The organism is Acetobacter zythi, from assembly GCF_963921165.1.
In the GTDB taxonomy this organism is placed as follows: domain Bacteria; phylum Pseudomonadota; class Alphaproteobacteria; order Acetobacterales; family Acetobacteraceae; genus Acetobacter.
In genome coordinates, this window is the sequence record NZ_CAWUEO010000001.1 from 236,836 (window position 1) to 257,238 (window position 20,403).

At 60.0% G+C, this 20,403-nt stretch carries 21 protein-coding genes; 6 read left to right on the plus strand and 15 right to left on the minus strand.

Annotated elements, in window-relative coordinates; genetic code table 11:
- Positions 1 to 19: 19 nt before the first annotated feature.
- Both mfd and AABE20_RS01260 read right to left on the minus strand, forming a co-directional pair.
- Positions 20 to 3,496 (minus strand): transcription-repair coupling factor, encoded by a 3,477-nt coding sequence (mfd, locus tag AABE20_RS01255; protein ID WP_338331463.1) that lies wholly within the window; start codon positions 3,494 to 3,496, stop codon positions 20 to 22.
- 49 nt (positions 3,497 to 3,545) lie between these two features.
- Positions 3,546 to 3,875 carry an FAD assembly factor SdhE gene (locus AABE20_RS01260; RefSeq protein ID WP_338331464.1) on the minus strand — a complete coding sequence of 110 codons (330 nt, stop codon included), beginning with the start codon at positions 3,873 to 3,875 and terminating at the stop codon, positions 3,546 to 3,548.
- A gap of 68 nt (positions 3,876 to 3,943) precedes the next feature.
- Between AABE20_RS01260 and recG the strand changes: the two genes are divergently transcribed.
- Positions 3,944 to 6,091, plus strand: coding sequence for an ATP-dependent DNA helicase RecG (recG, locus tag AABE20_RS01265; RefSeq protein WP_338331465.1), 2,148 nt, complete (start codon positions 3,944 to 3,946; stop codon positions 6,089 to 6,091).
- Here the strand turns inward: recG and AABE20_RS01270 are convergent.
- The 5 genes from AABE20_RS01270 to AABE20_RS01290 form a co-directional block, all read right to left on the minus strand.
- Positions 6,078 to 6,707: a thiamine phosphate synthase gene (locus AABE20_RS01270; RefSeq protein ID WP_338331466.1), complete on the minus strand. Its 630-nt coding sequence runs from the start codon at positions 6,705 to 6,707 to the stop codon at positions 6,078 to 6,080. The genes recG and AABE20_RS01270 overlap by 14 nt on opposite strands.
- On the minus strand, positions 6,704 to 7,480 hold the full coding sequence (locus tag AABE20_RS01275; protein ID WP_338331467.1) for a thiazole synthase: 777 nt from the start codon (positions 7,478 to 7,480) through the stop codon (positions 6,704 to 6,706). The genes AABE20_RS01270 and AABE20_RS01275 overlap by 4 nt, the downstream gene beginning before the upstream one ends.
- Positions 7,481 to 7,484: 4 nt before the next feature.
- The gene (gene thiS / locus AABE20_RS01280) at positions 7,485 to 7,682 is read right to left on the minus strand and encodes a sulfur carrier protein ThiS (protein ID WP_338331468.1); all 198 of its coding nucleotides are present in this window, start codon (positions 7,680 to 7,682) and stop codon (positions 7,485 to 7,487) included.
- 20 nt (positions 7,683 to 7,702) lie between these two features.
- Positions 7,703 to 8,671 (minus strand): FAD-dependent oxidoreductase, encoded by a 969-nt coding sequence (locus tag AABE20_RS01285; protein WP_338331469.1) that lies wholly within the window; start codon positions 8,669 to 8,671, stop codon positions 7,703 to 7,705.
- Between the two features lie 105 nt (positions 8,672 to 8,776).
- On the minus strand, positions 8,777 to 9,253 hold the full coding sequence (locus AABE20_RS01290; RefSeq protein ID WP_338331470.1) for a DUF3429 domain-containing protein: 477 nt from the start codon (positions 9,251 to 9,253) through the stop codon (positions 8,777 to 8,779).
- 183 nt (positions 9,254 to 9,436) lie between these two features.
- Here AABE20_RS01290 and eno point away from each other — a divergent pair, with 183 nt between their 5' ends.
- Both eno and AABE20_RS01300 read left to right on the plus strand, forming a co-directional pair.
- Positions 9,437 to 10,717 (plus strand): phosphopyruvate hydratase, encoded by a 1,281-nt coding sequence (gene eno / locus AABE20_RS01295; protein ID WP_338331471.1) that lies wholly within the window; start codon positions 9,437 to 9,439, stop codon positions 10,715 to 10,717.
- A gap of 176 nt (positions 10,718 to 10,893) precedes the next feature.
- Entirely contained in the window at positions 10,894 to 11,223 is a 330-nt protein-coding gene (locus AABE20_RS01300) for an FtsB family cell division protein (RefSeq protein WP_338331472.1), read from the plus strand.
- Between the two features lie 112 nt (positions 11,224 to 11,335).
- Here AABE20_RS01300 and rpmG read toward each other — a convergent pair whose 3' ends face one another.
- Positions 11,336 to 11,503, minus strand: coding sequence for a 50S ribosomal protein L33 (gene rpmG, locus AABE20_RS01305; RefSeq protein WP_003623017.1), 168 nt, complete (start codon positions 11,501 to 11,503; stop codon positions 11,336 to 11,338).
- 69 nt (positions 11,504 to 11,572) lie between these two features.
- Here rpmG and AABE20_RS01310 point away from each other — a divergent pair, with 69 nt between their 5' ends.
- Together AABE20_RS01310 and lexA are read left to right on the plus strand one after the other, a co-directional pair.
- Positions 11,573 to 12,844, plus strand: a complete 1,272-nt coding sequence (locus AABE20_RS01310; RefSeq protein WP_338331473.1) for a molybdopterin molybdotransferase MoeA — start codon at positions 11,573 to 11,575, stop codon at positions 12,842 to 12,844.
- 85 nt (positions 12,845 to 12,929) lie between these two features.
- Positions 12,930 to 13,583 carry a transcriptional repressor LexA gene (gene lexA / locus AABE20_RS01315; protein WP_338331474.1) on the plus strand — a complete coding sequence of 218 codons (654 nt, stop codon included), beginning with the start codon at positions 12,930 to 12,932 and terminating at the stop codon, positions 13,581 to 13,583.
- Positions 13,584 to 13,639: 56 nt separating this feature from the next.
- Here lexA and bioD read toward each other — a convergent pair whose 3' ends face one another.
- From bioD to AABE20_RS01330, 3 genes are read right to left on the minus strand one after another with little or no spacing between them, the layout of a single operon-like run.
- Positions 13,640 to 15,040 carry a dethiobiotin synthase gene (gene bioD, locus AABE20_RS01320; RefSeq protein ID WP_338331475.1) on the minus strand — a complete coding sequence of 467 codons (1,401 nt, stop codon included), beginning with the start codon at positions 15,038 to 15,040 and terminating at the stop codon, positions 13,640 to 13,642.
- Positions 15,037 to 15,729: an alpha/beta fold hydrolase gene (locus tag AABE20_RS01325; protein ID WP_338331476.1), complete on the minus strand. Its 693-nt coding sequence runs from the start codon at positions 15,727 to 15,729 to the stop codon at positions 15,037 to 15,039. The genes bioD and AABE20_RS01325 overlap by 4 nt, the downstream gene beginning before the upstream one ends.
- Positions 15,726 to 16,925 carry an aminotransferase class I/II-fold pyridoxal phosphate-dependent enzyme gene (locus tag AABE20_RS01330; RefSeq protein ID WP_338331477.1) on the minus strand — a complete coding sequence of 400 codons (1,200 nt, stop codon included), beginning with the start codon at positions 16,923 to 16,925 and terminating at the stop codon, positions 15,726 to 15,728. The genes AABE20_RS01325 and AABE20_RS01330 overlap by 4 nt, the downstream gene beginning before the upstream one ends.
- 58 nt (positions 16,926 to 16,983) lie before the next feature.
- Between AABE20_RS01330 and AABE20_RS01335 the strand changes: the two genes are divergently transcribed.
- On the plus strand, positions 16,984 to 18,255 hold the full coding sequence (locus tag AABE20_RS01335; protein ID WP_338331850.1) for an adenosylmethionine--8-amino-7-oxononanoate transaminase: 1,272 nt from the start codon (positions 16,984 to 16,986) through the stop codon (positions 18,253 to 18,255).
- Between the two features lie 38 nt (positions 18,256 to 18,293).
- Here AABE20_RS01335 and AABE20_RS01340 read toward each other — a convergent pair whose 3' ends face one another.
- The 4 genes from AABE20_RS01340 to pgsA form a co-directional block, all read right to left on the minus strand.
- Positions 18,294 to 18,755 carry a molybdenum cofactor biosynthesis protein MoaE gene (locus AABE20_RS01340; RefSeq protein ID WP_338331478.1) on the minus strand — a complete coding sequence of 154 codons (462 nt, stop codon included), beginning with the start codon at positions 18,753 to 18,755 and terminating at the stop codon, positions 18,294 to 18,296.
- A 7-nt stretch (positions 18,756 to 18,762) separates the two neighbouring features.
- Entirely contained in the window at positions 18,763 to 19,026 is a 264-nt protein-coding gene (moaD, locus tag AABE20_RS01345) for a molybdopterin converting factor subunit 1 (RefSeq protein WP_338331479.1), read from the minus strand.
- 83 nt (positions 19,027 to 19,109) lie between these two features.
- Complete coding sequence (locus AABE20_RS01350) at positions 19,110 to 19,577, minus strand: hypothetical protein (RefSeq protein ID WP_338331480.1); 468 nt, start codon at positions 19,575 to 19,577, stop codon at positions 19,110 to 19,112.
- A 229-nt stretch (positions 19,578 to 19,806) separates the two neighbouring features.
- A complete protein-coding gene (pgsA, locus tag AABE20_RS01355; protein WP_338331481.1) occupies positions 19,807 to 20,376 on the minus strand; it encodes a CDP-diacylglycerol--glycerol-3-phosphate 3-phosphatidyltransferase in 570 nt (189 codons plus the stop codon).
- Positions 20,377 to 20,403 lie beyond the last annotated feature (27 nt).

Here is a 20,403-nt window from a genome sequence, read left to right on the forward strand (position 1 = left end):
AGGCAGAACAGCCCGCTGTTCAGGCCATTTCGCGCGCACACATATGAGCAAGATCCTTGAGCACCTTACGGGCAAGGTCAATGCGCTGCACGTTGGTCAACTCCCGCACAACAGCCATTTTGTGGTCGGGGCGTAGGCGCACCACGCCATCCTTCCAGCGCCCCATCCACTGCACCAGACCACCGGGGTTGGCAAAGCTGTTGTTGCGGAACTGGAGCACCATGCCTTTGGGGCCAGCCTCTACCCGCTCCACCCCCGCCTGACGGCAAAGTCTTTTAAGATCAACAATATTGAGCAGGTTTTTAACCTCATCGGGAACTGAGCCAAAACGGTCCACCAGTTCCGCCTCCATAGCCTCCAGCTCAGCATCGGACGCCAAAGCACTGATTCTGCGGTAAAGTCCAAGCCGAACCGGCAGATCAGGCACGTAATCATCGGGAATGAGTACTGGCAGGCCCATGACAATATTTGGTGTCCAGCCCCGGTCATTTTCCGCATTGCGCCCTTTGTCGCTGCGTAAATCTGCCACGGCGTCTTCCAACATCTGCTGGTACAGCTCAATCCCCACTTCGCGCACATGGCCGGACTGCTGGTCGCCCAGCAGGTTGCCCGCACCGCGCAGGTCAAGGTCGTGCGATGCCAGCGTAAAGCCTGCACCCAGCGTGTCGAGCGTCTGCATGACCTCCAGCCGTTTTTCCGCAGAGGGAGACAGGGCATGTGTTTGCGGCCACGTAAGGTACGCGTACCCCCGCTGTTTGCCACGGCCCACGCGGCCACGAAGCTGGTAAAGCTGGCCCAGACCAAACATATCCGCCCGGTGGATGATCAGCGTATTAACGGCAGGCATGTCCAGCCCGCTTTCCACAATATTGGTGGAGAGCAGGATGTCGTACTGACCATCGGAAAACTCGGTCATCACCCGTTCCAGTTCTGTGGGAGACAGGCGGCCATGGGCCTGCACCAGCCGGGCATCGGGCACAATGCTGGTCAGGCGTTCGGCCAGCCGGTCCAGATCTTCCACACGGGGGGCAACGCAAAAAATCTGCCCACCCCGGAAGCGCTCACGCTGTATGGCCTCGCGGATGACAACACTATCAAAGGGCATAATAAACGTCCGCACGGCCAGACGGTCCGTTGGCGGCGTTGCAATCAGGCTCATCTCCCGCACACCAGAAAGCGAGAGCTGGAGTGTGCGTGGCAGGGGCGTGGCAGACAGGGTGAGCACATGCACATCCTCACGCAGGGCTTTCAGCTTTTCCTTATGCGACACGCCAAAGTGCTGTTCTTCATCAATGATCAACAGTTCAAGGGCGGAAAACTTGATCGTTTTGGCCAGCAGGGCATGGGTGCCAATCACAACATTGACGCTGCCATCGGCCAGCCCCTTGCGTACCTCCGTAGCCTCCTTACCCGTAACCATGCGCGAGAGTTGGGCCACTTTTATGGGAAAGCCCTCAAAGCGCGCGGTAAAGGTCCGGTAATGCTGGCGGGCCAGCAGGGTGGTGGGCACAACAACGGCAACCTGCCCGCCGGACATGGCCGCCACAAAAGCCGCGCGCAGTGCAACTTCCGTTTTACCAAACCCCACATCGCCACACACCAGGCGGTCCATGGGACGACCGGAGGACATATCCTCCAGCACATCGGATATGGCGCGCGACTGGTCGTCCGTTTCCACAAAGGGGAAGCGGGCACAGAACTCGTCCCACATTCCTTCGGGCGGGAGCAGTTCCGGCGCTTCCTTGAGCGCGCGGGCCGCCGCTGTGCGAATAAGCTCACCCGCCATATCGCGGATGCGGCTTTTCATTTGTGATTTACGGTTCTGCCAGGCAACCCCGCCCAGACGGTCGAGCGATACCCCTGCCTGATCCGAGCCAAACCGGCTGAGCAGTTCAATATTTTCCACCGGCAGGTAGAGTTTTTCCCCGCCATCGTACAACAGTCGCAGGCAATCATGCGGGGCCACGCCAACACTCACTGTCTCCAGCCCGTCATAACGCCCAATACCGTAATCCTGATGGACGATCAGGTCCCCGGCGGACAGTTCACTGGCTTCGGCAATCAGTTCATCCGCACGGCGGCGGCGGCGCGGTGGGCGGCCTATACGTTCGCCCAGCAGGTCCTGCTCGGACACAAACGCCACATCCTCGGCCACAAAGCCACGCTCCAGCCCAAGGGTCAGCAGCCCGACCGGCCCAGCCTTGGCCTTGCTGGCCTGCTCCCATGTCTCGAACGTGTCCGTCGCCACCCCGTGTTCGCGCAGCAGCACACCAATACGCTCGCGCGAGCCTTTGCTCCATGCCGCCACATAGGTGCGCCGCCTGACCTGCGCCCATTCGCGCACCTGTTCGCCTAGCAGGGTAAACACCTGCTCGCGCTGGGCGCCGGGCACAATTTTGGAGAACATCTTGCCCGGACGCCCCCCCACATCCACCCCACCCGCACCATCTGGCTGGGCATAGGGGCTAAAGGCCACGGCGGGCAGGCGCGCCACGGCGGCCTCCCACCCTTTGAGGTCCATGTACAACAGGTGTGGGGGAAGCGGGCGGTAGGGAGTTTCCCCCTCGCGCACCGGCATCTTGCGGGCCTGATAATGGTCGGCAATCATATCCAGCCGTGCGCTCAGGACCTCCTCCACCTGATAGTCGAGCGAGAGTGCTGCACCGGGCAGGTAATCAAACACTGTTTCCAACTGGTCATGGAACAAAGGAAGCCAGTGTTCGATACCGGGGTATCTGCGCCCGTCAGAAATATGTTCATACAAGGGGTCGGACGCGGCAGCGGGGCCGAACATATCGCGCCAGCCAGTGCGGAACAGGCTTATACTGGCGGCATCGAGCGAAAATTCGGACACGGGGCACAGCACCAGCCCATCGCGCTTGTCAGTCGAGCGCTGGGTACCGGGGTCAAACGCGCGAATATTCTCCACCTCGTCCCCAAACAGGTCCAGACGCACGGGTTCTGGCGCACCGGCAGGGTACAGGTCAAAAATACCACCACGGGTTGCAAACTCCCCGGCCTCCATCACCGTATCGGTGCGGGTGTAGCCATTGGCGATCAGCAGGTCGATCAGGAAAGTCTGGTCCAGACTTTCCCCCGTGCGGATACTCAGGGACTGCCCGGCAAACGTCTTGCGCGGGGCCACGCGCTGGATGGCGCCGTTAACCGTAGTCAGCACAAGGCGTGGCTTACCGCCAGAGGGTTCAAGCAGGCGGGTCAGGGTTGCCACACGTTCGGCAACGATTGTGGGGTTGGGGGAGACCCGGTCGTATGGCAGGCAGTCCCATGCGGGAAAACGCAGCACTTCCACATCGGTCGCAACAAAGGCCAGCGTTTCCGCCAGCCGGGCCATGGAGGCATCGTTGCGGGCTATATGCAGCAAGGGTCCTTTGTGCTCACGCGCGCGCCGCGCAAGCAAAAGGGCATCGTACCCCTCTGGCACGCCCCAAATCGTGGCAACCCGACGCTCCGATGCCGCACCTGTGTCTGCTGTCATATGCCCTGTTTCTCTGTCCTGCCTGTCTTCACCGTATGGGAAGAATAGTTTATTTTCCGCACCTTGCGCGGCATGATTCCACCATACGCCGCAACATGGGTGTTGCTTTTTCCTCCGGCAAGGGCAGACGGCCAAACAGCCAGTCCGTCAGGTCGGGGTCGGGCATTTCCAGTATGGTTTCCATGTCCGTCAGTTCTTCGGCATTCAGGCTATCTGCCGTTTCTTCTACAAAACCGCCGATCAGAATATCGGTCTCAAACGTGCCACGGTGGTTGGCGCGGAACTTGAGCCGGCGGCGGCGGGCCGCAAGAGAATCTTCCGACCCATCGGAAGCATTGGAAGAAAGCGTGCTGGAAGGCGTTGTAAAATTGTGTTGCATGGCGTTGCTGTCCTATACCGGGGCTGTTCCTGTCTGTCAGCCTGCAAACAGAGGCCTGTATACCGTCCGTGTCCAGCCCCCCATCCTTCACATCCGCTTCGGTTCCGCAATGGGCAAATGCACCGGCCCTGAGCGCCCTTGCTGCTCCACTGGACAGCCTGAGCCACGTTAACGTAGCCCGCTCCCGGCTTTTGGCCAAAATTGCCGGTGGGTCACGCGTTATGGACCTGCTGTTCTGCCTACCCGAAAGTGTAACGGACAGGCGGCTGCGCCCCACGCTTGCACAACTCAGGGCTGACACGATTGCAACAGTTTGCGGCACGGTGCTGGACCTGCGCCCACCCGCCCCACGCACCCGCCAGCCATGGCGGGCCACCTTGTCGGACGAGACAGGGTTGCTGGAAATTGCTTTTTTTTCCCCTTGGCAGGCCAAACAGGCGTTCAGTGGGGCACACATTGCCGTATCGGGCAAAGTTGAACGGTTTGGCGACCGGCTGTGCATGACCTCGCCCGACTACCTGCTCCCTGCCCGCCAGATCGAACGCATTCCTTTGCTCGACCCGGTCTGGCCACTGACTGCGGGCCTGTTTGGCGGGCAGGTGCGTCAGGCCATGGCCGCAGCCCTTGCCCTGCTGCCACCAGACCTGCCCGAATGGCACGACCCGGCCCTGATCGCCCAAAAAAACTGGCCCGATTTTGCAACCGCACTCACATGGATGCAAAAGCCGGACAGTATTCCCAACAGCCACACCGGCACGGACTGGCAGGCCGAACGCGCCCGCGCACAGGCCCGCCTAGCGTGTGACGAACTGCTGGCCGACCAGCTTGCCATGCGCATTGCCCAGCAGGCCACCCGCTGCCGCCCCGGCCGCATGTTGCAAGGCGATGGACACCTGCAACAGCAGGCCCTGACCACCTTTGGCCACCCCCTTACCCACGGACAGGCCCATGTGCTGCGCCAGATAGAGGCAGACATGGCCGCCCCCCACCGTATGAACAGACTGCTTCAGGGGGACGTGGGCGCGGGCAAAACACTGGTCGCCCTGCTGGCCATGCTGCGCGCGGTCGAGGCTGGTGCACAGGCGGCCATTATGGCTCCGACCGAAATTCTGGCCCGCCAGCATGCCGCAACCTTTGCGCGCCTTTCCCCCGTGCCGGTGGCGTTTTTGTGCAGTTCGGTCAAAGGGAAGGCCCGCAAACAGGCACTGGCGGACATGGCCGATGGCACAGCCAGGCTGGTGGTTGGCACGCATGCTCTGGTGCAGGAGAGTGTAAAGTTCGCAGACCTTGGGCTGGCAGTGGTGGATGAACAGCACCGTTTTGGCGTGGACCAACGCCTGACGCTGGTGGAAAAAGGCCACAAGGCGGACATGCTGGTCATGACCGCAACCCCCATACCCCGCACCCTGCTGCTCACCCAGTTTGGAGACATGCAGGTCAGCCGTCTGGAGGGCAAGCCATCGGGCCGCAAACCCATCCGCACCTCCCTGCACAGCCTGAACACCATGGACGATGTGCTCGAAGGTATTGCCCGCGCCCTTACCGCGGGGGCGCAGATCTTCTGGGTCTGCCCGCTTGTGTCCGAGAGCGAAGCGCTCGACATTGCCGCAGCCGAGGCACGGCAGGCCATTCTGGCAGACAGGTTTGGCAATCTGGTGGGCATTGCCCACGGGCAGCAGGATACAAACACGCGCGAACAGGCTTTGCAGGACTTTGCTCGCGGTCTGACCCGCATACTGGTCGCCACAACCGTGATCGAAGTCGGGGTGGATGTACCAACAGCAACAATCATGGTTATCGAACATGCCGAACGGTTTGGGCTGGCCCAGCTCCACCAGTTGCGCGGGCGCGTGGGCCGTGGCTCCAAGGCATCGTACTGCCTGATGCTCCATGACGCGGGATTAGGCCAGACAGCCCGCCGCCGCCTGACCTGCCTGCGCGAGACCGAAGATGGCTTTTTGATCGCAGATGAAGATTTTCGCCTGCGTGGCGGGGGGGAAGCTACGGGCCGCAGGCAGTCCGGGCTGCCCGAATACCGCATGGCGCCAGAAATTCTGGTCGATCTGCTACTGGATACAGCCCACGCCGAGGCCCAGCGTATTCTGCCCGACATGGGTACAAAACCCACAGCCAGCTATCGCCTCCCCGGTTCCGCCCGTGTGCTGCTCACACTCTTTGGCAAAGCGGATGCCGCCCGTATCTTTAGCGGCGGTTAATCACGCCCGGTTCATCCGCCGTGGCCGCCAGCCATGCCCTGACCTGCCCTTCCGGGTCCGCATGCTGTGTAAAGGCGGATACGGCAGAAACACAATCCGCACCTGCGGCAAGGCATAATGGGGCGCGTTGCAGCGTTATGCCCCCAATAGCAACCAGCGGCATGGAGCCAATAAGGCGTTTCCATTCGCTCAGTTTTTCAACACCTTGCGGGCCGAACGCCATTTTTTTCAGCTTGGTTTCCCATACTGGACCCAAAGCTACGTAATCGGGGGCAAAGGTCAGGGCGCGTTCAAGCTCTTCGTGGCAATGGGTGCTAATGCCAACGCGCAGGCCACCTTTACGGATGGCGGACATATCTGCTGTGTCTAAATCTTCCTGCCCCAGATGGATGTAGGAAACACCCTCCTCCAGCGCGATCTGCCAGAAGTCATTGAGCACCAGACACACATCATGCTTTGCGGCATAATCACGCGCGGCCCGTACCTGTGCGCGCAGTTCCGGCTCTGGCAGGTCTTTGACCCTGAGCTGAATAAAACGCGCCCCTGCGGCCCCCAAGCGGTTAACCCACCGGGCGTCATCCACAACCGGGTAAAATTTTTGCGCCAGCGCGTTCATCCCAAAAATGCCTTTCCTGCAACGGGGGTGGAGGGAACGGCCATATCCCGCTCCTCCATTGGGTCTGCCATACGCGCAAGCAGACCGGCCTGCACCGCAAGCCCAAACGCCTGCGCCATACGCACCGGGTCCCCCGCCTTGGCCACTGCAGTGTTGATCAACACCGCGTCATACCCCAACTCCAGCGCCTGCGCCGCGTGGGAGGGCACACCAATGCCTGCATCAACCACCAGCGGCACGGAGGGAAAATGCGCACGCATGGCCCGCAGCCCGAACAGGTTGTTCAAACCCTTGCCAGAGCCAATGGGAGCGCCCCACGGCATAAGCACCTCGCACCCGACCGCCAGCAGGCGCTCGGCCACCACCAGATCTTCCGTGGTGTAGGGGAAAACCTTAAACCCTTCCCCGGTCAAAATCCGTGCGGCCTCAACCAGCCCGAACACATCGGGCTGGAGGGTATCCAGCTCGCCAATAACTTCGAGTTTGATCCAGTCCGTGCCAAACACTTCACGCGCCATGTGCGCGGTTGTTACCGCCTCCTTGACCGTGTGGCAGCCTGCTGTGTTGGGCAGAACCGGCACCCCAAGTTCCTGCACAATGGACCAAAAAGCCTGCCCTGCCCGCTCACCTGCGGATTCGCGGCGTAAGGAGACTGTCAGCACACCCGGACGCGCCGCCAGAACAGCGTCCCGCAGAATTTCGGGCGATGGGTATTGCGCCGTACCCAGCATAAGAGCGGAGGACAGTTCCTGCCCGTAAAACAATGCGGCCATGCCCTTAGCCCCCCTGCATGGGCGCAACAATTTCCACTCGTGCCCCCATGTCCAGTCTGGCCTGCTCTCGCTCGGTTTTTGGTACAAAATGCCCGTTTAGCGCGGTGGCAATCCGCGCACCGGCGTATCCCAGTTCATCAATCAGCCCTGCAAGGGTCGTGGCGGACACATCCTGCGCTTCATCATTGACGGTTATTTTCATCGGGCATCACTCCTTGGGCTTTATGGCCCGAAAACCAGATCCGCAGCCTCCCGTGCCCGAGCGGGAGAGAGCAGAAAACCATGACGGTACATGCCGTTAACATAAACATGCCGCCCCTTTTGCACCACACGGGGCATGTTGTCCGGGTAGGACGGGCGCAGGCCGGTACCCATTTCCAGAATTTCCGCTTCGGCAAAGCCGGGGTGCAGGGTCCATGCGGAATTGAGCAGTTCCATCATGGAGCGCACGGTCATGCCGCCTGCGTTCTCACTCTCCACCATGGTGGCGCCGACCATGAACACATGGTTATCGCGCGGCACAATGTAAACCGGAATACGCGGGTGCAACATGCGCACAGGCCGGTGCAGAATCACATCCTCGCAGCGCAGCAGCAGCATTTCGCCCCGCACACCGCGCAGGTGGTCAAGCTGATCACGCACATGCAGGCCGGTGCAGTCCACGACCCAGTCAAACCCGGCCTCATCTGGCGCAGGGGCCGGAGCCACAAGCACCTGCCCGCCCATCTGTTCCAGTGCGTGCGCCAGCGCTGGCAGGGCTTTGCGCGGGTCCACATGCCCTTCATCGGCAAAAAACAGGCCTTTTTGAAAGCGCCCGGCAAGGTCTGGCTCCAGCCGGGCAATATCCGCCTCGCCCACGTTTTCAAAGTGCGAGGTACGCCGCCCAAAACGCGCAAGTTCGCCCACATCCCGCGCAGGAGCCAGCACCAGACTGCCCTCGCGCACAACGCCGGGCACATGCCTGGTCCACCAGTCCACCGAATCGACCGATTGGGCGGTCACTTCCGCCGGGGCCGATTCCGCCTCGCACCATGGGGCCAGCATGCCGCCTGCCATCCACGATGCACCGGCTCCAACCCGGTCCGCGCAGTCATACAGGGTTACAACCCCACCACGCTCTGCAAGCGTTACGGCGGCGGTCAGCCCCGCCACACCAGCACCTTTAACCAGAATGTGCGGTTTGCCGTTCATAAGCCCTGCTTTCCACTTCCTGACTGATATGCGCGCCTTATGCGATACATGCGTGTTATAACATATCCGACATGGGTTTTACCGCACCGGTCCATTCTCTGCCATTCACAAAAAGCGAACCAACAACACCATAAGCAGGCAACATTCCGTAACGGCCGTTACAATCCAGCGCACCCCCATGTAACCCGGTGGCACCCAGCCGCGCCGCCACGCGGCACGTTCGGTCAACGCCGCAAGCGGGAACGCCACAGCCAGTACGGCCAACCCACCCAATGGCTGCCACATAAACCCCGTGCAAGCCGCAATCCAGCCCACAAATGCGGGCACCACCCCAAGCAGCAGACGCACATGGTCCGTGCGCGCGGCAGACGCCACAAGAATGGTGCGCTCCACCTCCAGCGCCTGCCCCCAGTGCACAGCACCTATAAAGGACAGGGAGATGGCCCCATAAAACAGTTCGGCCATCAGCAGGTTGGGCACGGGAATGCGGGAATCGTAAAACACAATGGCGCAGGTGCATAAGACATAGGGCAGAACACCCGCCAGCATCAGAACCACACCCAGAAATGGAAGCTTCTTCATAGGGGAACAGACACCCTTTTCTCTGTATTTTCTTGTTCTCAGTGTTGACAGAAAAGCCCAAGACGCTGCCACTAGCAACCGCGTGGAAGAAAAGCTCCATGCAGGTTTCGTCCTAGAGCAAAAATAAGAAACGACGGCACCGGCCCCAGCCTGTGCCCACAGACAAGCAGGAACAGACACACCATGAGCGCCATTGTTGACATTATCGCCCGCGAAATTCTGGATAGCCGTGGCAACCCCACCGTGGAAGTGGATGTGGAACTGGCCTCTGGCGCCAAAGGCCGCGCAGCTGTGCCCTCTGGCGCCTCAACCGGCGCGCACGAAGCTGTTGAACTGCGCGATGGCGATGCACGGCGCTATGGTGGCAAAGGTGTGCTTCGGGCTGTTGAAAACATTGAGAGCGAAATCCTGCCCACATTGCAGGGTGCGGAATCGTCCGACCAGATCGATATTGACAACGCCATGATCGATCTGGATGGCACGCCCAACAAAAGCCGCATGGGGGCCAACGCCATTCTGGGCGTATCACTCGCGGTGGCCAAGGCCACGGCGGCAGAACTGGAAGTGCCGCTTTACCGCTATATTGGCGGCGCATTCGCCCATATTCTGCCCGTGCCAATGATGAACATTGTCAACGGTGGGCAGCACGCGGACAACCCGATCGACATTCAGGAATTCATGATCCAGCCCGTGGGTGCTCCCACTGTGGCGGACGCCATTCGCTGGGGTTCGGAAATTTTTGCCCAGCTCAAAAAAGCCCTGAGTGCTGCGGGCCTGAACACCAATGTGGGGGATGAAGGCGGCTTTGCCCCCGCCCTTAAATCCGCAGATGAAGCACTGGGCTTTATTACCCGCGCGGTAGAAGCCGCCGGTTACCGTCCGGGGCAGGACGTTACCTTTGCGCTTGATTGCGCCAGCACGGAGTTCTTCAAAAACGGTCAGTACGTCATGGAAGGCGAAGGCAAGAGCCTCGATTCCGCAGGGATGGCCGCTTACCTGGAAGATCTGGTCAGCCGTTACCCGATTGTCTCCATTGAAGACGGCATGGCCGAAGATGACTGGGAAGGCTGGGCGCTGCTGACCCAGACACTGGGCAAAAAAGTACAGCTTGTGGGGGATGACCTGTTTGTCACCAACCCCGAACGCCTGAACCGTGGGATCAAAGCTGGCATTGCCAACTCCCTTTTGGTCAAGGTCAACCAGATTGGCACACTGACCGAAACACTTCAGGCCGTGGAAATGGCCCATCGCGCGGGTTACACCGCCGTTATGAGCCACCGCTCGGGCGAGACGGAAGATTCCACCATTGCCGATCTGGCCGTGGCCACCAACTGCGGGCAGATCAAAACCGGCTCGCTCTCCCGCTCCGACCGGACAGCCAAATACAATCAGCTGATCCGTATTGAGCAGGAACTGGTGACCGCCGCCCAGTATGCAGGCCGCACTATTCTGAAAAACAGCTAAAGGCCACAAAGCTGGCGGCAGCTTACGCCTTTTTGCACGCCCATACAGGCCGGTCCCTTCTGGGGCCGGCTTTTTTTGTATGCAACGCCCTTCCCCACCCTGCGCAATATGGGTTAGACATTACCCTGTATTCATGTCTCTTGGTACCTACGACTCTGGCAGGGAGCTGACCAAAAGTGCAGATTGGCCGTTTCTTTCGCCGTGTTGTGCGGGCTGTGGTGCCACCTTTGGCATTTTTGAGTATTGCCGGTTATTTTGGCTGGAACGCCACACAGGGCGACCACGGCATGCAGGCCTACCAGCAGCAGCTTGGTCTGCTGGAACAGGCCAAACAGGCCAGATCAGACGCACAGGCCGAGCAGGACGCATGGAAACGCCGCGTTAACGGCCTGCGTGAAAATACACTGGATACGGATATTCTGGACGAACGCGCCCGCGCCATGCTGAACATGGCCAACCGGAATGATCTGGTTATTCCTTACGACCGGCGCGATCCTCTTTTTTAACCCCTACACACCTGCAATCTCTGCAACGCTGGAATTATTTTTCAGTGGAACGGCATAAAAAAAACGGCGCTCGAAAGCGCCGTTTTTTTATAACAAACCGATCTGGCCAGAATTACTTAATTTTGGCTTCACGGAATACGACGTGCTTGCGTGCAACCGGGTCGTACTTCTTCAGTTCCATTTTGCCCGTATGAGCGCGGGCATTTTTCTTGGTCACATAGAAGTAACCGGTGTCAGCCGTCGAGACGAGACGGATCTTGATGACGTTGGTCTTGGCCATGACTTCCTCAGCAGAACATATTTACAGAGCCGGTCCATACGGCTCCGGCGGTGTTCAAGTTGCGGCAAAATGCGCATACAAAGGCAAAAGGTCAAGCTTTCTTACATCAATATGGCGCCACCAACGCCAAAAGGAGACGAATTCATGCTGGATGTGGCAACCGCGCGGGCCAGAATTCTGGAAAACCTGCCACCCTGCGGGCAGGAAACCATTGCCCTGAGCGCCGCATGTGGCCGCATTCTGGCACAGGACGTGCATGCACGCAGGGCCAACCCTCCCGTTAGTGTTTCCGCCATGGATGGCTACGCCGTAAGGGCGGCAGACGCCCTACAGGGCGCTGTATTGCGCATTATAGACGAGGCCCCCGCAGGCAGGCCCTCTGCCCACACCGTGGCGGAAGGGGAATGTATCCGCCTTTTTACGGGCAGTCAGGTCCCTGCCGGGGCGGACAGCATTGTTATTCAGGAAAACACCCAACTTGCGGGCCAGCAAGTCACACTGACCCGCGCGGCCACCAAAGGGCAGAATATTCGCACACAGGGGCAGGACTTTGCCCAAGGAGCCGTGCTGCTGCGTGCAGGCACCAGACTCGGACCGCGGGATATCGGGCTGGCGGCCGCAGGCGGGCTGGTCTGGCTGCCGGTCTTCCGCCGCCCCCGTGTGGGCATTCTGGCCACGGGGGATGAAATTCTGCTCCCCGGAGACACAGCCCCCCCCGATGGTATTTTTAATTCCGCGTCCTTCATGCTCGCAGCCCTGCTGGGGCAGGAAGGGGCAGATGCCATTGTGCTACCCGTTGCGCGTGATAACGCAACATCGCTCTCCAACGCATTTGCCAACACCCATGATCTGGACATGCTGGTCACCATTGGGGGCGCCAGTGTTGGAACCTATGATCTGGTCCGCCCTACGCTGGAAAAAGCGGGGCTTGTCCAGAATTTCTGGAAAATAGCCATGCGTCCGGGCAAGCCGCTCATGTTCGGCACACTCAATGGCATGCCTGTGCTTGGGCTGCCCGGCAACCCGGTTGCAGCACTGGTCTGTAGCATGGTGTTTGTGCTCCCTGCCCTGCACAAGCTCATGGGCCGCACCGTGGCGGACACACTGGATACGCAACCCGCCCTGCTTGGCGCGGATGTGGGAGAAAATGACCAGAGGCAGGATTTTTTGCGTGCAACACTGCACACCGGCCCCGATGGCCAGCTTGTGGCCACGCCTTTTGGGCAACAGGGGTCTGCGCAACTGAACATTCTGTCCCAAAGTCAGGCGTTGATCATACGCCCCCCCCATGCCAACGCCCAAAAAGCAGGAACCCCCTGCCTGATTATGCGCCTGCCCTGAATTAGATATTGACAAAAACAAGAACTTACATAGAACAAATCATGAGATTGATATTCCATTTTGAACAGACAGGCCGAGGTGCGACATGCTGACCCGAAAACAGCACAAGCTTCTTCTTTTTATTGATTCGCACCTCAAACAGACCGGCTTTTCCCCTTCCTTTGACGAAATGCGTGAGGCCATGGGCCTGCGTTCCAAGTCCGGTATCCACCGCCTGATCTCCGGGCTGGAGGAACGGGGGTTTCTGCGCCGCCACCACCACCGCGCCCGTGCGCTGGAGGTCATTCAACTCCCCGAAATGGAGGAGGAACTGCCCACCAACGTTATTCGTGGCAGCTTCTCACGGCAAAAGCCGGACCCCATTAAAATTCCACTTTATGGTCGTATAGCCGCGGGCTTACCGATCGAAGCCATGGCGGATACGTCCAACACGCTTTCCATCCCCGCAGACATGCTGGGCAGTGGGGACTATTACGCGCTTGAAGTGGCCGGAGATTCCATGATCGAAGCCGGTATTCTGGACGGCGATCAGGTCATTATCAAAAAATCGGATCAGGCGGAAAACGGGCAGATTGTTGTCGCTCTGATTGACGGGCAGGAAGTCACGCTCAAACGCCTGCGCCGCAAAGGCAACATGATTGCGCTGGAACCCGCCAATGCCCGATACGAAACCCGCATTGTTCCCGCCGAGCGCCTGCATATTCAGGGCCATCTGGCGGGGTTAATCCGGCATTACTAAACCCGGCTAACCCGTTTTACGCATGCGCGCAGGCTTCTGCCCGCTCCACGGTATGTTCAGGGGCCTGAACATACCTCCTCCCATGTGGGGAACGTGGCCGCCTGATGGGCCACAACATCTGGGGTAATCTGGGCCAGATGCCCCACTTCCGCCAGAATACGCACCTTACCCAACCGGGCGATGGTGCGGCTATTGGCCGGATTATGCGGCCCATTCAGCACAACACCGGCAACAGCCACGCCACGGCTGCGCATAGCCTGCAAGCTGAGCAATGTGTGGTTGAGTGTACCCAGCCCACTGCGGGCTACCAGAACCACAGGCAGCCCCCATAACACGGCCAGATCCAGCATCATCACGCCATCCGTTGCGGGGACCATCAAACCACCGGCCCCTTCCACCACCAGCACTCTGCCTGCCTCCACTTCGGGCAATGCCAGATGTGTGGGGTCTATACAAACCCCCTCCGCCTCGGCCGCCGCCTGAGGGGAAAGGGATGCCTGAAACGCCCCGGCTGGTGGAAAACACACAGGCCCACCCGCTAAGGACGCAACTGTACTGGTATCCCCTGCCTCGTCCGCCAGCCCACTTTGCAGGGGCTTCCAGTAGGCAGCCTGCCACCGTTTGACCAGACAGGCCGAAACAAGGGTTTTGCCCACCCCTGTATCCGTGCCCGTTACAAACACACCCGCCACCGGGGGCTTACGGAAACAACCGTAAGCCAGCTCCCACGTAACCGCAGCCCCGGACTGATCCAGCCGATGGGCAACCCGCCGGAGCGAACCCGCCCCCATTGGCTTATTCCCCACAGGAGCAACAGATGCCCCCGTAGCCCTGAGGTGCCTGACAAAATCCAGCCCGGAGGCAAAAGCCTGCACACAGCTTTTGTGCTCCCACAGACCGGAATACAGCCACGGCGCCCAGTTCTGTATGTGCGCCTCATCGGGATAACGGGGGGTGGAGGGGGGCACATCTTCACGCGCACAGGCGGCTTTCCACTCCGCAAATGTACCATCCAGCAAGGTGGATACTGCCAGCACACCACCGGGGGTCAGAAGCTTGCCAAGACGAGCCAACGCCTGCTCTGGCTGCGCGACCCACTGCATGACCAGATTGCCACAGACCACATCGAACGGCCCTTCCTCCGTGGGGTTGGCGGCATCCATCAGTTTGAACACGGTGGAGGGGGAGCCGTGGCGTCGGGCGCGCTCAAGCATTTGTGGTGCAAAATCGGTCGCCACAATCTGTGCATCGGGCCAGAGGTGGACCAACTGTTCGGTCAGCAGGCCGGTGCCACACCCTATTTCCAAAATCCGGGCGGGCTTTCTGCCGTCCAGACTACGGGCTAATCGGGTGGCCAGTTCTCTGGCGGCAAGGCGCTGCACCGTAGCAGCACTGTCATACCCTGCGGCCCGGTCAAAGCTGCTGCGTATCTGCTCCTTGTGGTGCGGTGCTGTCATTTTACGTTCTGTTCCATCGTCCTTCGCGCAGCCCGCAGGAACGCCACACAGGCCTGCACATTGGTTTGTGGCAGAAGGTGCCCACCATCCACCCACTGCACGGCGGCAGCCTCCACAAAACTGTCTGTAGTCATGGCATCTGACACAACCGGGTCCTGCCGTGCAGCCAGAATACCATATTGACTGGCTTTGGCAGCCAGTACGGGCCGAACATCTCCGTTTATAAGCAGATCAAGCCCCATGCCCAGATTGGAGGCATTGGGAACCCCCGGCACACCCTGCATGCCGCACTGGCTGCAAAAATCCGCCAGAACTTTTTCCGGATTACCAGAGAGTCCCCTCAGCATACGCTGCAAAACCCTGACTGGAACACCAGAGGGAAAACTCCCACAGGCAGCAAACACCGCAAACGCGTTAATGCCCACAAGCCGGTCCTGAGCAGACAGAGCCATGTGCTGCGCCAGCCACAAAAAGCCCAGGGAATGCCCAATACCGAGCACCGCCCTGCCCGGCACCTGCACAGCCTGCAAACGCTGAACCGCCAATGCGGCCGATGCCGCGGTGCCCTGTTCCAGAAAACCCAGATCCAGCATGCACCCGTCCGTCCAGCCCAGCGCGTCCACCACAGGTGCCCAAAAGCGTGGACCAAACCCCCAACCATGCACAAATACGGGCTGAACCGGCATCATGCTTCCAATGCCCCAACCCCCTGTGTGGTCGCGCTGACAATGGCCTGAGCCAAAGCCTCCATTTGTTCATGCGTGTGGTGGGCATGAAAAACCACCCGCAGGCGGCACCCACCCGGCGGCACGGTTGGCGGGCGAATGGCAACGGCCAGAAAACCGGCCTGTTCCACCGCCTGTGCCAACGCCAGAGCGCTCTGTTCCGCCCCCACAACCACGGGCACAATCTGGGTGGCCGACAGGCCCACATCCAGCCCGGCCTGCTCCATCCGTTGCCGGAACCCGCTAGCAAGCTCTGCCACATGCGCGCGCGGCCCGACCATGCCGGGCAACAGGTCCAGTGCTGCATCCACCGCCCCGAGCACCATGGCCGAAGGTGCTGTGGAATAAATAAAGCCCGATGCCGTATTATCCAGCCAGCGGCAAACGGCATCGGATGCGGCCACAAAAGCGCCCATTCCCCCCAATGCCTTGCTGAAGGTCCCCACAACAAGGTCTGCCTGCCCGTTAGCCAGCCCCTTGCCCTGTTCGCCCAGAATGCCCGTGGCGTGGGCTTCGTCCACACACAAAAAAGCATTGTGGCGTTGGGTTATAGCCCGCAGTTGCGCCATGTCCGCCCGGTCTCCATCCATGCTGAACACACTCTCGGTCAGCACGATTTTCAACCCGGCACCGCCCTCCTGCGCCAAGAGCGCATCCAGATGCGCCATGTCGTTATGTCTGAACCGCCTGGGCCTTACCCCGGCTGCCGCACAACCATGGTAGAGGCTGGCATGCATAAACCGGTCCGCAAGAATAACAGCCGGCGCCCCCAGAACTTGCGCGGAAAAACGGGCAAGAGCTGGCACCACAGACGCATTGGCCTGCCAACCGGACGAAAAAATTCTGGCCGCCTCCATGCCTTTAAGGGCAGCCAGCCGCCGCTCCAGAACCACGGTCTGCGGTGGTGTGCCCGTAACAAGGCGGGAGGCGCCACTCCCGCTGCCTTCTGCCCGCGCCCAAATGCTGGCCCGCTCAAGCAGCAAAGGGTTGGTGCGTAACCCCAGATAATCGTTGGACGAAAAGTCCACCAGAACAGCGCCTGTATCTGGTTGGCGCAAAAGTCCGGGGCCAGCCGCATGCCATTGCTTGCACGAGCGCATGCGCCCCTGCGTTACAAAACCGGCCAGCCCCTGCTGGAAAAGATTGTCAAACCGCGTCATGACATCTGTGGTGCCGGAGCCAGCCCTCCGGGTCAATCATCTACAGGAACACTACCGCATGTCCGCACCCAACCCCATGCCCGACTGGTACCAGCAGGGCCTGCCCCATATCTGGCTCCCTTATAGTCAGATGAAAACCGCCCCCACCCCACTGGCGGCACGGAGCACACAGGGGAGCCACATTACCCTGACCGATGGGCGTGTGCTGGTGGATGGTGTTGCCGCATGGTGGACCGCCTGCCACGGCTACAACCACCCCCATATTCAACAGGCCGTAACCAAGCAGTTGGGCACTATGCCGCATGTTATGTTTGGCGGCATGGTGCACGAACCCGCCCTGCGCCTTGCCAGCAGGCTATGCGCGCTCCTGCCCGGTGACCTTGAGCGGGTATTTTTTACGGATTCCGGCTCGGTCGCGGTGGAAGTCGCCATGAAAATGGCCATCCAGTACCGGCTGAACAAAGGGGAGCGCCAACGTACTAAAATGCTTGCCTTCCGGGGCGGTTACCATGGGGACACTCTGGCCACCATGGCGGTGTGTGACCCCGAGGAAGGCATGCACCACCTGTATGGTTCAGCTCTGGCGGAACACGTTATTGCCCCCCTGCCTGTGGACGAAGCAAGCACACAGACCTTTATGGCGCTGCTGGCACGCCATGCGCACGAACTGGCCGGTATTATTATGGAACCACTGGTACAGGGTGCGGGCGGCATGCTTTTCCATGCGCCAGAGGTCCTGCGGACTGTCCGCGCGGCGGCAGACCGCTACGATGTGCTCCTGATTCTGGATGAAATTTTTACAGGCTTTGGCCGCACCGGCACCCTGTTTGCCTGTGAGCAGGCAGGCATTACGCCAGACATCATAACCCTGTCCAAAGCACTGACGGGGGGCACCATGGCCCTTGCAGCCACAATTGCGCGGCGGCATGTTTTTGAAGTCTTTTTGTCCGACAACCCCGAGCATGCGCTTATGCATGGACCAACATTCATGGCCAACCCGCTGGCCTGTGCCTGCGCCAATGCATCGCTCGATCTGTTTGAAACGGAACCTCGGCTGGAACAGGTTGTCGCAATCAATGCACTCATGACCGAAGCACTTGAACCCTGCCGCACACTCCCCGGTGTGCGCGATGTTCGTACACTGGGAGCTATTGGCGTTGTGGAACTGCACGCCATTGCCAACCCCGATGCCCTACGCCAGCAACTGGTGGCTCATGGCGCGTGGATACGCCCATTCCGTAATATTGTTTACCTCACCCCCGCCTTTACCATAGCGGAGCAGGACCTCAGGTTTTTGTGCCACACAATCCATGCCGTACTCTCAGCATAAGCCCCGCCAACAAGGCCTCTCGGACTGGCTAGCCGGTTTTACGGGTTTTTGAGCAGCCATGCGCGGGCGGCGTCTTCATCCGTTTCCCGCGCATCCACCCATTGGGTGCGACCATTTGCATACTCTTCACGCTTCCAGAACGGAGCACCCGTTTTAAGCCGGTCGATCAAAAAAGAGGTGGCCGTGAGCGCAGCGCCTCGGTGGGGGGCTGCCGCGCCAACAAACACAATGCCCGCCCCGACCTGCAACCGCCCTATGCGGTGGATAAGCGTACAGCCCGTTAGCTCAAACCGTGCAATAGCTTCCTGCGCCAGAGTGTTCAGCGCGGCTTCGGTCATGCCGGGATAATGTTCAAGCGTCATGGCCAAAAGCCCATGCCCACCCCGCACCTGCCCCACAAACACCCCTACCCCACCCGTGTGGGATGAAAGAACGCTCAGGCGTGCGGTTTCCACCCCCACATCAAACGGCTCGGCCTGTACGCGGACATGAACAGACATACCCCGATCAGCCCCCGGTCATGGGAGGGAAAAAAGCCACTTCATCCCCCGGGTTAACCATTTGCTCAAAGGTCACCAGCGTCTGGTTAACGGCCACGCGCAATCTGGGCTGCTCGGCAAAGGCCTGCGCAATAGCGGGGTCTGCTTTTTCAATCTGCTCACGCAGAACCTGCACCGACACACCACCTGCGGGTATGGCCACGCTCAGACTGTCCTGACCGATCTGCTCGCGCAGTGCTGCAAAAAACAAGACTGTTACCCGGTCTGCCATAATCCGCCTTACCAACCTTTTGCTCTCAACATGCCCCGCATTCCATATGCATTATAGAATGCGGGCTATGGCCTGTCGCATATTTAATGCGTGGGCAGCCCCCTGCGGCTGGGTGTGCCAATGGTGCTGATAGACCCATCGGAATGAACAAGGGTTGTTGTGCCATCCCCATTAGGAATTTCAATGGGTGCGGCAACGGGTTTGACACCACCTGTAGCGGGGGCTGCCGTGTGCCCGAGTTCTGGCCCGCCATACAGGCCGCTGGCCACAACACCTTTGTGGATGCTTTCCTTTTCCCCAATGCTGATTTCCTGCCCATCGGGCAGTTGCGGGCCTGTGGCGGGCAGGTCCGCGCCAGCGGGGCGACCTGCGCGGCCTCTGGCCACATCTTCCAGCGTTGGTAGCGGATCGGGGGGGCCGGGCCATACATTGCCACCTTGGGGCAGAATGGGCACTTCCTTGGTGGCCTGCCCCTGCACGCGCCGCATGTTCAGGTCCGAGCCTGCTGGCGCATTGGGGTTTTCGCCGGGGAGAGAGATTGTGTCAGACATGACTTTTTCAAAGCCTGCACATCCGCTCATCATGACGCACACTCCAAGAAGAGCGGCTTTTCGCATACCCAGACTCCGCATTCCGCCAGTATTTTCAGCCATGAGGCCAATGCTGTTCACCCCAACGGGCACCAACAATCCGGCCCCTGTACCGACCGGGTCGCCCCTATAGCACAGAGTGGTGGGCTAGTCGCGCGGGCGAGTTCCCCACCAAGGAGGAGCCGAGCCGCTACAGATCGACGTGCTGCAAGCCCTTGGTCAGGTAGTCCCACCCTGTAATCATTGTCAGCACCCCGGCAATCCAGAGCAGTATGGCGCCGATCAGGGTCACTGGCAGCCATGGAATACCCAGCAGCGCACTGGTGCCATCTCCCGCCAGCAAAAAGCCTATGGCGGTCATCTGAAAACCGGTTTTCCATTTTGCCAGCCGGGTTGCGGGCAGGCTTGCGCGGCGCTCGGCCAGATATTCGCGCATGCCAGACACCAGAATTTCGCGGCACAGAATGACTATGGCAGGCCACAGGCTAAGGTATGGCAGCCGCAAAAAGCCCGCCAGCACCATAAGGCAGGCCCCGACCAGCAGCTTGTCGGCAATGGAGTCAAACATACGCCCAAAGTCGGAAATCTGGTGGCGCGAGCGCGCGAGCTTGCCATCAAAATAATCGGTAATACCTGCCAGTATGAACAGCAAACACGCAAGCGCATCTGTTTGCGGCGTTCCCCATGCGGCAAATCCAACCACAATTGGAATGGCCACAATGCGCGAAAGGGTCAGGACGTTGGGCAGGTCTGTCAACATTGCGATGTATGCTAGCGCATTTCCCAC